Here is a 12254-nt window from a genome sequence, read left to right as displayed (position 1 = left end):
TTGCTTTTTCATTGCAAAAGAAATTTACTCAATGAAAACACTTTCCACCCGATTATTACTGTTTATCCTGACAGCGATTTCGAGGCTTTCCTGGAAAAAACTATATAAACTTTCTGACATTTTCCGCTTTCTGATTTTTAAAATAGGCCGTTACAGAAGAAATGTCATCATCGGCAATCTGCAAAACAGCTTTCCGGCTTACAACGATTCTGCAATCCAGTCCATTGCCAAGAAATATTACCGGAATTTTACCGACATTATTTTTGAAACAATCAAGTTGAGATCTATTTCCAAAAAAGATCTGCTGGAAAGATTTGAGCTGGAAACCGTTTTACTGGATCATTATTATGCTCAGCAGAAAAATGTTGTGGTTGTTTCCGGCCATCTTGGAAACTGGGAAATGCTGAATTTATTTGCTTCTGCCAAATTATCCTACCAGATTGTTGTCGTTTATCACGAGCTTGCCAATGAAATATTTGAAGACTGGTTTAAAAAAGTGCGGACAAAGTTCGGAACTGAAATGGTACCGATGAAAGAAGCAATGGTAAAAGCGCTTGCACCGCGCGAAAAACCGTTTCTGTTTGTCCTGATCAACGATCAGTCGCCCAATCCGGAGAAAGCATACTGGACCCGTTTTCTGAATCAGGATACGGGCGTGTTCCGCGGAGGCGAACTCATTGCACGCCGGCTCAATGCGCCGGTTTTGTATATGGGAATTTTGCGGGATGAAATAAAAAGAGGCTTTTACAAGACCTATTTTAAACTGATCACTGAAAATCCGAAGCAGGAGCCGGCAAACAGTATTCTTCAGAGCCAGATCGAGTTTCTGGAAGAAGACATTATCCGGCAGCCGGACAACTGGCTGTGGAGCCATCGGCGGTGGAAACATACGCGCCCTCAGAACCTCCTGCCCTATCAGAAACGTCAAGAAATAAAAAGTGAATAAACCCGTCAAATTCCTTGTCCTGCGTTTTTCTTCCATCGGTGACATTGTGCTTACTACGCCGGTCATCAGATGCCTGAAGCAACAGCACGGCCATGCAGAAATCCATTATTTTACAAAAGACAAGTTCGAGTTTCTGCTGCGCGACAATCCTTACATTGATAAGATCTGGCTCCTGAATTCCGGTATCAGCGAAATCCTGAAAGCACTGAAAGCTGAAAAGTTCGACTATATCATTGATCTTCATTCCAACATCCGAACCCTGCGCATCAAACTTGCCCTGGGGGTTCCGTCTTTCAGCTTTGACAAGCTTAATGTACAGAAATGGCTTTTGACGAGTTTCAAGGTTAATTACCTTCCGGACGTTCACATTGTGGACAGATACCTGGAAACGGTAAAAACTTTCGGCATCACCAATGACGGAAAAGGGCTTGATTATTTTATTCCGTACAAAGATGAGGTGGAACTGAGCTGGCTTCCTGAAACGCACCGGAAAGGCTTTGTAGCGTATGCAATCGGCGGGCAGCATAACACCAAAAAACTGCCGGTGCCGAGAATGATTGAACTCTGCCAAAAAATCAACTTTCCGGTAATACTCCTCGGCGGAAAGGAAGATGAAGAGACGGGTGAAGCCATCAGGGCAGCAATCGGCGACATGCTTGTGTTCAATGCTTGCGGAAAATACAATTTCAATCAGTCTGCTTCACTGATCAAAAAGTCCGTTATCGTATTTTCGCACGATACGGGATTGATGCATGTGGCTGCGGCATTCAAAAAGAAAGTTTATTCCATCTGGGGAAATACAGTTCCTGCTTTTGGCATGTACCCGTACAAAACCTCCTTTGAAGTACTGGAAAACAACAACCTCCGCTGCCGGCCATGTTCCAAAATCGGTTACAAAGCCTGCCCTCAAAAACACTTCAGATGCATGAACGATATTTCATTTGAATTTCCGATCAAAGAACTACTGTGAAGAAATTAACGTTAAAAAATTTACAGTAAAAAGAAAATCCACGAACTATAATCCATGACAAAAAAGGTAAACATAGGTATAGTACAAATGAGTTGTACTGAGGATGTTGATGCTAACTTTCAGAAAGCCATTGCCGGGATACGCGACGCGGCCGCAAAAGGTGCCCAAATAATTTGTCTTCAGGAGCTTTTCAGATCGCTCTATTTCTGTGACGTCGAAGATCATCACAATTTCCTGCTTGCAGAAGCCATTCCGGGCCCGTCAACCGAAACGCTTGGCTCCGTTGCAAAAGAACTTGGCGTTGTGATCATCGCCTCGCTTTTTGAAAAAAGAGCGCATGGATTATACCATAATACGACTGCAGTCCTTGATGCTGACGGCGCATACCTTGGAAAATACCGTAAAATGCACATTCCGGACGATCCCGGCTATTACGAAAAATTCTATTTTACGCCCGGCGACGCTGCACAGGGCGATCAGGTTTCGGATACGGACGGTTACCGGATTTTTGAAACGAAATTTGCCAAAATCGGTGTGCTGATCTGCTGGGATCAATGGTATCCGGAAGCGGCCAGGATTACAAGTCTGATGGGCGCAGAAATCCTGTTTTATCCGACTGCAATTGGCTGGGATACCAATGAAAAAGAACCGGTGATCAATGAAGAACAATACGGCGCATGGCAGACGATCCAGCGCGGACATGCCGTTGCCAACGGAGTGTACGTTGTGGCTGTAAACCGGGTGGGGCGCGAAGCAGACCAGCAGTTCTGGGGCGGCTCGTTCATTGCCAATCCGCACGGAAGGCTTTTGTACCTGGCACCGCATGAAGAAGAGGTAACGCATGTGCAGGAACTGGACCTTCAGAAACTGGATCATTACCGGACTACCTGGCCGTTTCTGAGAGACAGGAGAATTGACTCTTACCGGCCGATTCTCAAAAGATACATCGACTGAGTTTTCAGCAGCAATATAATTTTTCCAAGTAAAAAAGCGGCAGGCTTCAAAATTGAAGCCTGCCGCTTTTTTACTTAAGTGCCAGCTACGTATATAATTATTTCGGGGCGGTAGTAACTGCCTGTTACATGAAAATCCACGATTTTGACGTATAAAGGTCTATTATTTAGCCTATTATCTTATTTAAATACGTAGAAATATTTTATGAACACTCAATCCTGCCCAAAAACCATTAAAATCAAATAATTTATAAAATTAGTAATATAATATTTTATACTGATTTTAAATGACCAATTATTATTGCAAAATTTGCTACTTTTTAAAACTTTTCTCTTGCATTTTTTATCATTGTCAGTATATTTGAGAAGTCATTAAACGAATGACTGAACTTCTGAACCGAAGATATATTACAGCCGCACAATAATATATCTGAACGTATTGAACGAATATTAGCGATAACCCGAAGGTGCATGATTGCATCCTTCCGGTCGGTTTTGCTTCAATACAATATAATTTTTTTTATACGAGTAGCTGTTACTGTGGACAAGCGACAAGAAGTTGTCCTGCATTTGCATTGACATTTTTCATGTTGTTGTTTGTCCTCGATTAAGAGGGTATTGCTTTCCGGAAAAGCAGTTTTACAAGCTTATGGCTGTGTTGTTCTGTCCACGCGAAAGTGTGTGCGGCGCACGGCAACGTGGACACCACACAGCCATAACTTTCTTCACTTGCCTGTTCAAACCTAACAACAATTTAACCGTACTTCCAATGCGTAAAGTTTTACTCTTATTAGTATGGACCTGCCTGTGTTCTTCGCTTGCTCATGCCCAGGTGCGTGAGATCAGCGGAAAAATAACGGCGTCCGAAGACGGGCTGGGCCTTGCGGGCGCATCCGTAATTTTCAAGGGGACAAATGTAGGTACCAATGCAGATGCAGACGGGAAATTCAGCTTTTCTGTTCCCGGCGACGGCACGCTTGTAATATCCTATGTCGGCTTTCTGATTCAGGAAATTCCTATAGGCAATCAAACACAATTTGATATAAAACTGGATGCCGACACACGGCAGCTTTCGGAAGTAGTCGTAACGGCTTTCGGGATTGAACGCGAGAAAAAAGCATTGGGCTACACGGTTCAGGAAGTAAAAGGAAGTGCACTGACGGAATCACGTTCCACAAACGTGGCCAATGCTTTATCGGGTAAAATTGCGGGTGTAAGGGTGCAATCCAATGGCGGCCCCGGAAGCGGTTCCAACATCCAGATCAGAGGCGCATCTTCCGTTTCAGGAAATAACCAGCCGCTTATCGTTATAGACGGCGTGCCGATGGAACAGACTGCCAACAAAACCTATGGCGGCGGTATCTCAGAAGTTAACCCGGACAACATCAAGGAAATGTCTGTACTGAAAGGCCCGAATGCGGCTGCATTGTACGGATCACGCGCTGCAAACGGCGTTATACTCATTACAACCAAAAACGGACAGGGAACAAAAGGACTTGGCGTGGAAGTCAATTCCAATATTACGTTTGAGCGCCCTTGGATCAAGCCTGATTTCCAGAATACTTACGGCGGCGGAAACGGTTACCGCACCTGGTACAACGACGGATGGAGCTCACAGATCACCGATCCGGCACAACTTGCACAATACAGGGCAGTTTACGATGAAAGATATCCGGCCGCGGGTTCAGCGGGAACAGACGAAAGCTGGGGAGCTCCTATGGACGGACGCCTGGTGAGACAGTGGTGGACTGGTGACGATGTTGCACCACTGACTCCTCAGCCCAACAACTGGGAAGAATACTGGCAGACCGGACGCACGATCACCAACAGCGTGGCCCTTTCGGGCGGCAATGACAAAGGTTATTTCCGCCTCGGACTAAGCCGTCTGGACCAGAAAGGAATTATGTATTACAATGACTTTCACCGCAACAATTTCAGGATCAATTCCGGTTATAATCTTACCAAAAACATCAGCATTACTTTATCCGGCGAATACATCAAATCCGGTTCCGACAACAGAAGCTATGCGGGCGGACAGGAATTCATATGGTCTCACCGCCATGTTTCCTGGGATCAGCTGCGGAATTATGAAGCTTATACCGCCGTACATAACCAGCCCGAAGGCGATACCGAGCCACCAAACTGGCAGCATACCTTTTTTACCAACCCGTATTTTTCCCAGAGAAACCTGCCTTCGGGAAATGAGAAAGACCGCTTGCTGGGAAATATTGCGCTGAACTACAAAATCCTGCCTTCATTGAGCCTGATGCTGCGCAGCGGAACGGATTACTGGACGGATACCCGCGTGAATGTTTCCAATTTCCTGCGTGTTCGTAACGGCGTACGTACACCGGGCCGCTATTCCGAAGAAGTACTGCGCAGCCAAGAAACCAACTCGGATTTCATGCTGACTTACAACAAAGACATTTCACCGGACTTCGGCCTGAATGTTCAGTTCGGAGGAATCCAGCGGACCAATTATTACAAAAGAAATTACTTTTATGTAGGCGAGCTTGTTGTGGATGGCCTTTACAATGCCGGCAATTCGGTTCCGAGCGCCAATACAATTGAAAGTCTGATCCAGAAATCCGAAACGCAGAGCTTGTTCGGAACGGTAAACCTTTCGTGGAAAGATGCGATTTTTCTTGATCTGACCGCCAGAAATGACTGGTCGAGCACTTTGCCTTCCAATGCAAGATCCTACTTCTACCCTTCTGCTTCTTTAAGTGCCGTCATCACAGAATTGTTTGATGTAAAAAGCAGCGTCCTGAGTTTCGGTAAAATCCGCGCCAGCTATGCACAGGTTGGAAACGACGCCACGCCTTATCAGCTTGCACAGACTTTCGTTGCCAGCGGTTCATGGAACGGATCAGTACCTAAATTTACCGAAAACATCCAGATCGCCAATTCCAACCTGAAGCCCGAAATTACAACCGGTCTTGAACTCGGGGCCGACCTGCGTTTCTTTAAAGGCAAAGTGGGCGTGGATGCAACTTACTACGAACAATCCACGAAAGACCAGATTCTGGGTGTGGAAATTTCCAAGGCAAGCGGCTACAACAACCGCATCCTGAATGCCGGAAAAGTAACCAATAAAGGCGTCGAGATTTCCGTTTCGGGAACACCTTTGAAATTCTCAAATGGTTTCAGCTGGGATGTTTCGCTTAACTATGCCCGCAACCGCAACAAAGTCGTTGAACTGGCAGAAGGACTTACAACCTATACGCTTGCCACACAAAGAGGTATGTCGTCAGAAGCTCGCGTTGGCGAATCGTACGGTACTTTCTACGGTGTAGGTTTCCAGAAATCTCCGGACGGACAAATTGTTTACGGCGCGAACGGACTTCCGGTAACGGTTTCCAACCAGAAACTCGGCAACATTCAGCCGGACTGGATCGGCGGTATGCTCAATACGTTCAACTACAAAGGTTTTACACTGAGCGCACTGGTTGATGTACGCATCGGCGGGGACATTTACGACGAAGGAACCGGAACAGCCCGCTGGACAGGCCAGTATGCCGAAACGGCACTCGGACGCGAAGAAGGCGTAATCGGGAAAGGGGTGCGTGAAGTTACAAGTCCTGACGGCAGCAAATCCTACATTCCAAATGACATTATCGTAACGGCCAATCAGTTGTACGGTTACAGCAATCCGAGAAATTACCATGAGTCGGCTATTTTCGATGCCAGCTTTGTAAAACTCCGTGAAGTATCACTGGGTTACAATTTCAGCCCGTCGTTCCTCAAAAGAATCAAAATACAAAATGCAAAACTCTCTCTTGTAGGACGCAATGTCTGGATGATTTTCAAGAATACACCGCATATTGACCCGGAAATTGATGGAAAAGGAGGAAACCAGCAGGGTTTCGGATACGGCGAACTTCCAAGCTCACGCAGTGTCGGCATGAACCTGTCCTTGTCATTCTGATCACATCAACCCAAAAAAAGATCTTAAAAGATGAAAAATATACTGAATCACAAAACCATCTGGATGGCGGCACTTGCAGGAATGCTGACTGCGACAAGCTGTACCAAAGATTTTGATGAAATGAACACGAGTCCTAACAACCCTACGGCAATAGGACCGCAATACCTGCTCCCGACCGGAATCGAAACAGCCATCGACCGTTACTGGGGGCACCGCAACCGTTTCGAACGGATCAATATCGACGCGGCGGAATTGTACGTACAGCACCTGACCCGAAACATTTACTCCAATGAAGGCGACGATTACACGGTTTCACCTGCTTTGGTTGCCAATAACTGGAAAGGTTTTTACAACGACTCACAGCTCAATTTTCAGCGCATCATTCTGCTGACCGGCGAAGGCTCGGCCAATCCGAATCCCAATTATGAAGGCGTTGCACTGGTGATGCGCACGTGGGTTTTCTCATTGCTGACCGATATGTACGGTGCCATTCCTTACACGGACGCCGTAAAAGGAACCGCCGACGAACCGATTTATACGCCCAAGTACGATGCCATGGAGGCGGTGTATGCAGGCATGCTGAATGACCTTAAAATGGCAAATGAAAAGCTGACGGTCGGAGGCCCTGCCGTGGCCGGCGATATTCTGTACGGCGGCGATATTCTGAAATGGAAAAAGTTTGCGAACTCCCTTCGCCTGCGTCTCGCAAACCGCCAGGCTGCCAAAAAACCGGCTGAGTCGCGCGCCATTATGAAGGAAATACTGGCCAATCCGACTACGTTCCCTGTTTTCACCAGCAACGATGACAATGCGCAGCTGAAAGGAACTGCCGTACTTCCAAGCAATAACGAATGGAACCAGATTCTTCTTCAGGACGGACGGACCGACTGGAATATCAGCAAAACGCTGGCCGACAAAATGAACTCGCTCGGTGATACACGGATTACCGTTTATGCCAATCCAAACAAACAGGGCAATTATCAGGGACATGCGAACGGGCTTCCGGATGCCATTGCCACTTCTTACCTGGCCACCAGTTCCACAATCGGAAGCGCATTTACCAAAGCCGAGGCACCGGAAGTGATCATGACTTTTTCCGAACTCAACTTCATTCTGGCCGAGGCTGCGCTTGACGGAGACATCACCGCCGGAACTGCCAAAACGTATTTTGAAAATGGTATCAATGCATCTTTCAGCCAGTACGGACTGACCACGCCGGCCACTTTTCTTGCAAATGTAGGGCCTGTTACGCGTGAAAAGGTACTGGAACAGAAATGGGTATCCCTTTTCGGACAAGGCGTTGAAGCATGGATCGAATGGCGCAGAACCGGATTTCCTGTTTTCCCATTGCCGGACCCGCGTGCCGTTCTGCAAAACGGCGGAATCCTTCCGACACGCTTTCCATACCCGAACTCCGAATATTCACTGAACGCCGAAGCAGTAAAAGCGGGCGAAGCGCTGAACGGCGGCCCGAATGATATGAAAACCAAATTATGGTGGGCAGAAAAATAACCGTCCGCAGGCTCTTCCATACTTAATCAAGAACTAAGCATTATGAAAAATATCAAAACATACTTTGCAACCATTTGCCTCGCTATGGCAGTAACCGGCGGCATCACGTCGTGTAAGGAAGAAGACCCGTTTCTGGACAGGGATGTAGCGCCGGTACTGGTGGATATTGTCGGTGCCGCATTTGGTGCGCCCCTTGCAAGCACGCCTTCCGTTTCCTACGACAGTTCCATGAAAGAACTTACGCTGACTTCCAGATTATTTGAACTGGACAAAACGAACATTCTGGATCATACCAAAGGCATCGACTCCATTCCGGTTTCCAATCTTGCCATCAAAATAAGCTATGACCTTACCAAAGTGGTGAAAACCGAAACGCTGAAATACAATGGCGCCACATACACTTTCAACCCGGAAACATTTAAAGCAAGCGGCCAGCTTGGTGAAGTTTCTTCGGATGCAAACGGCGTTGTAACCATCAAAACCTCCTACGCAGCACTGGGACTGACAGGAAACCGGATCCAGAGAAAAGATGATATCATCAATCTGACTTGGAGCGGAACTTACAAGGGAATTGCTTTTACAAGAACCTCAAGAATGGCAGTGACCAAAAATTAATTTTATCAAAGAAAGTCTGATATACTACAATTTCAGACTAAATAATTTTAAATTTAGGAAGTTATAAGAAATCTTATTCTGCGCTTTTCAATTTATACAATATATTATTATTATCGTCACATTTACTACTAAACAAGAATACAATGAATCAGAAAATGGACCGTCGGAATCTGTTGAAATCCGGTTTAATGGCAATCGGAGGTATGACTTTGGCTCCGCATTTAAGCATGGGAGCATTCGCAAATACACCTTTACCTCTTGACCCTGAGAGCAGAATTTACCGTAGCCCAATGGTAAGAGAGCATTTTTTACCAGCTGACTTCAAAGCTCCGAAAATCATTGCACGCTTGTCATCCAATGAAAATCCTTACGGACCGCCCATGTCGGCACAGAAAGCCGTTGCGGATTCTGTGAAATACGGGAACCGTTACGCATGGAAAGAAATGTATGATCTCGTTGATAAAATTGCCAAGAAAGAAGGCGTTCCTGCCGACCACATCATGATGGGCCCGGGATCATCCGATCTTCTGGAAAAAGTGGCGCTTGTATTGTTCATGAACGGCGGGAACGTGGTTTCGGCTGATCCCTGCTATATGTCGCTTATAAAAGTAGCCGAATCAGTAGGCGCAACGTGGAAAGCAATTCCCTGTACTGCCGACTGGTCGCATGACCTGAAAGCCATGGAAGCGGCCGTTGACAAAGATACCAAACTGGTTTACGTCTGCAACCCGAACAATCCGACCGGAGCCATCACAAAAGGACAGGATCTGCTGGATTTCTGTTCACGCGTTTCCGAGAAAGTGCCTGTATTTGTGGATGAAGCATATATCGAACTTGCTGTTGGTGCCGACACGCAAAGTATGGTTTCTTTGCTTTCGCAGAAGAAAAATGTAATCGTGGCCCGTACGTTCTCCAAAATCATGGGAATGGCCGGTATCCGTGTCGGTTACATGGCTGCACTGCCTTCGTTCCTGGAACAGATCAATAAAATCACGCGCGGCGGAATGGGAATTTCCTATACTTCCATTTTTGCAGCTTCTGCCAGTCTGGACGATAAGGATTTTCAGGGAAATACACGCAAGCTGAACCACGAAGCCAAAACCTACCTGTACGAGAATCTGGATAAAATGGGATACAAATACATTCCGTCCTACACGAATTTCGTACTGTTCCCGATCAGCATGCCCGGCAAGGAACTGCTGACGAAGATGACTGCAAAAGGTATTTCTGTAAGGTCATTCGACATTCAGAACAAACCTTGGTGCCGTGTAAGTATTGGAACCATGGACGAAATGAAAGCATTTGTAGGCGCCCTCGGCCAGCTGAGCTGATCCTTCTGCTTGTTAGTAACCTGTCATATTGGGCAAACCGGATTGTCCACTGCTCGGAATAGCAGATGTATAATCATTTACATTCATGATTCCAGCTTTGCTCAATATGACAGTTCCAAACCAAAAACGACATTCCAAACAATTCATGACCAAAAATGACTTTTCATTCCAGGCATGAAGTAGGTTTCCAAGATATTTACATCAAAATCCTTCCTTAATTCATCTTCATAAGTAACAAATTGACCACACAAATTCTTTTTGATCATGAGTGATGCATTGCAAAAAACCATAACACTCCTATTACTGATTGCTTTGGGGCTTTTGCTCAAAAGCAAGTTCAGGAACAAAGACCAGACGAACGGCATCAAAGAAATTATTTTATCCGTTGCATTGCCATCCACGATCTTTATATCACTGATGAAGATCGAAATCAGTTCTTCCATGATCATAATTCCGGTGGTCACACTGGTTTTCAACTTTCTGATGTTCTTTTCCGCTCCGCTTGCTTTTACGCTTTTCGGTATTGAAAAAAACAGCCCGACGGGCAGAACGCTGATGATGCTGATTCCTTCGCTTGCACCCGGCTTGTCCTGCTTTCCGTTCATTGCGGAATTTCTGGGTGAAAAAAGCCTTGCTATTGCTGCTTTGGCCGATGTAGGAAATAAATTTTTTGTACTGATTTCGCTGTATATTCTGGCCATGAACATGTTCCTGAAAAACAGCGACGACAAGGAAACCAAAATGGGCGGCAAGCTGAAAAGCCTTTTTGCAAGCATGTTCCAGGAACCGATCAATATCCTGATTTTCCTTGCGATCATTCTCCTGAGTTTCGGGATAACTTATAATACTTTGCCGTCTGTCATTACCGAGATTTTTGACAAAACCAGCGCCATGATGACGCCGCTTGTGCTTTTGTTCATCGGGCTGGCCGTTCAGCTGAAAGAAGGAAAGAAAAGAATTGTGGCGAGCATCCTGTTTTTCCGTGCCGGGATCACGATGATTATCAGCGCAGGAATGATTTACGTTCTCAACATTACGGATCTTTCCATGATCCTGCTGGCCATTGTCATTCCGCTGAGCGCGGCAAGTTTCTGGCCGCTTGCGCATATTTCCGCATTCAACCTGCGGGAAGAGGCCAAGTCGATGCCGAAGGAAAAAAGGACTTTTGACCTCGAACTGGCCGTTCTGCTGCTTGCCTTTTCACTGCCTTTTTCAACCATCCTGATTCTTGCCATTTTGTCGTCGGGCTCATTCTTTGCGCATACGTCTACCCTTCTCACTTCCGGGCTTGTACTGATTGCACTTGGCGCGCTGCCGAATGCGCTGAGCAAAGTATTTGTAAAAGTATCCAAAGCCTGAATTTCCTGAACTGATATATTTTTATGCGAAAGGTCGCCGTTTTCACAACTTTACTTGTTATTTCTTTTTCAAGCCTGTTTGCACCGTCCGAAAGTCTGGCAGCCGGGATCAAAACCAAACCTTTTCATTTTTTAAGAAAACACAAAAACAGTCGTTTCTTCTCCGCCAATGCAGCCGTTACAATGGCCGACGGAAGCATCAAACGCATTGCAGATGTAAAAGTAGGCGAACATGTCCAAACCTTTAAAAACGGCAGGAACATGATTACGGAGGTGAAACACATTGATGTTTATGATAAACCCGCTTCCGCGCTGACAGCCGTGTATCTTAAACCTGCTGGTAAAAAAGCGGATCAGAAAACGATGGTTCCGGCCATATTGCTGGAAGCCGCCCCGCAGCATTACGTGCAGACACGTCACGGCAAAAAAAGAATGAGCAAACTTTCGAAAAACGATATTCTTTACCGCTATGAACCTTTAACCGGCGTGGTGTCATCCTGGAAAGTAGGCGCTGTGCAGGAAAACGCAAGAAAAATCAGCAAGGCATACAATCTTGAAACAGCCGACGGCACTTTTCTGGTCGGAAATGTAGTGGTTGCAAATAACTGAAACGCATTATTTACTCAATTACATCGTTCAAA

Annotated in this window: 9 protein-coding genes; all 9 read left to right on the top strand. The window is 46.0% G+C overall.

What is annotated here, in order from left to right; translation table 11 throughout:
* The first annotated feature begins 31 nt into the window (after positions 1 to 31).
* The 9 genes from FEM33_RS22385 (at position 32) to FEM33_RS22345 (ending at position 12222) form a co-directional block, all read left to right on the top strand.
* Positions 32 to 946: a lysophospholipid acyltransferase family protein gene (locus FEM33_RS22385; protein WP_139014206.1), complete on the top strand. Its 915-nt coding sequence runs from the start codon at positions 32 to 34 to the stop codon at positions 944 to 946.
* A complete protein-coding gene (locus FEM33_RS22380; protein WP_139014205.1) occupies positions 939 to 1916 on the top strand; it encodes a glycosyltransferase family 9 protein in 978 nt (325 codons plus the stop codon). Before FEM33_RS22385 ends, FEM33_RS22380 begins: the two co-directional genes overlap by 8 nt.
* Positions 1917 to 1970: 54 nt before the next feature.
* Positions 1971 to 2870 carry a carbon-nitrogen hydrolase gene (locus tag FEM33_RS22375; RefSeq protein WP_139014204.1) on the top strand — a complete coding sequence of 300 codons (900 nt, stop codon included), beginning with the start codon at positions 1971 to 1973 and terminating at the stop codon, positions 2868 to 2870.
* 768 nt (positions 2871 to 3638) lie between these two features.
* On the top strand, positions 3639 to 6797 hold the full coding sequence (locus FEM33_RS22370) for a SusC/RagA family TonB-linked outer membrane protein (RefSeq protein ID WP_139014203.1): 3159 nt from the start codon (positions 3639 to 3641) through the stop codon (positions 6795 to 6797).
* Positions 6798 to 6827: 30 nt separating this feature from the next.
* Positions 6828 to 8309, top strand: a complete 1482-nt coding sequence (locus FEM33_RS22365) for a SusD/RagB family nutrient-binding outer membrane lipoprotein (RefSeq protein WP_139014202.1) — start codon at positions 6828 to 6830, stop codon at positions 8307 to 8309.
* Between the two features lie 42 nt (positions 8310 to 8351).
* Positions 8352 to 8924: a hypothetical protein gene (locus FEM33_RS22360; RefSeq protein WP_139014201.1), complete on the top strand. Its 573-nt coding sequence runs from the start codon at positions 8352 to 8354 to the stop codon at positions 8922 to 8924.
* Between the two features lie 143 nt (positions 8925 to 9067).
* Positions 9068 to 10255 carry a pyridoxal phosphate-dependent aminotransferase gene (locus FEM33_RS22355; protein WP_139014200.1) on the top strand — a complete coding sequence of 396 codons (1188 nt, stop codon included), beginning with the start codon at positions 9068 to 9070 and terminating at the stop codon, positions 10253 to 10255.
* Positions 10256 to 10519: 264 nt separating this feature from the next.
* Entirely contained in the window at positions 10520 to 11614 is a 1095-nt protein-coding gene (locus tag FEM33_RS22350; protein ID WP_139014199.1) for an AEC family transporter, read from the top strand.
* A 23-nt stretch (positions 11615 to 11637) separates the two neighbouring features.
* On the top strand, positions 11638 to 12222 hold the full coding sequence (locus tag FEM33_RS22345; RefSeq protein ID WP_139014198.1) for a Hint domain-containing protein: 585 nt from the start codon (positions 11638 to 11640) through the stop codon (positions 12220 to 12222).
* Positions 12223 to 12254 lie beyond the last annotated feature (32 nt).

Origin of the sequence: Dyadobacter flavalbus (assembly GCF_006149045.1) — a bacterium.
GTDB lineage: Bacteria > Bacteroidota > Bacteroidia > Cytophagales > Spirosomataceae > Dyadobacter > Dyadobacter flavalbus.
The sequence above is the reverse complement of the archived record's forward strand: the minus strand, read 5'-3'. Positions and strand labels throughout refer to the sequence as shown.

Excerpts from the sequence above, each read along its gene's own strand:
- FEM33_RS22385 (WP_139014206.1), top strand. The coding sequence starts at position 32 with ATGAAAACACTTTCCACCCGATTATTACTGTTTATCCTGACAGCGATT.
- FEM33_RS22360 (WP_139014201.1), top strand. The coding sequence starts at position 8,352 with ATGAAAAATATCAAAACATACTTTGCAACCATTTGCCTCGCTATGGCA.
- FEM33_RS22365 (WP_139014202.1), top strand. The coding sequence starts at position 6,828 with ATGAAAAATATACTGAATCACAAAACCATCTGGATGGCGGCACTTGCA.
- FEM33_RS22345 (WP_139014198.1), top strand. The coding sequence starts at position 11,638 with ATGCGAAAGGTCGCCGTTTTCACAACTTTACTTGTTATTTCTTTTTCA.
- FEM33_RS22370 (WP_139014203.1), top strand. The coding sequence starts at position 3,639 with ATGCGTAAAGTTTTACTCTTATTAGTATGGACCTGCCTGTGTTCTTCG.
- FEM33_RS22375 (WP_139014204.1), top strand. The coding sequence starts at position 1,971 with ATGACAAAAAAGGTAAACATAGGTATAGTACAAATGAGTTGTACTGAG.
- FEM33_RS22355 (WP_139014200.1), top strand. The coding sequence starts at position 9,068 with ATGAATCAGAAAATGGACCGTCGGAATCTGTTGAAATCCGGTTTAATG.
- FEM33_RS22350 (WP_139014199.1), top strand. The coding sequence starts at position 10,520 with ATGAGTGATGCATTGCAAAAAACCATAACACTCCTATTACTGATTGCT.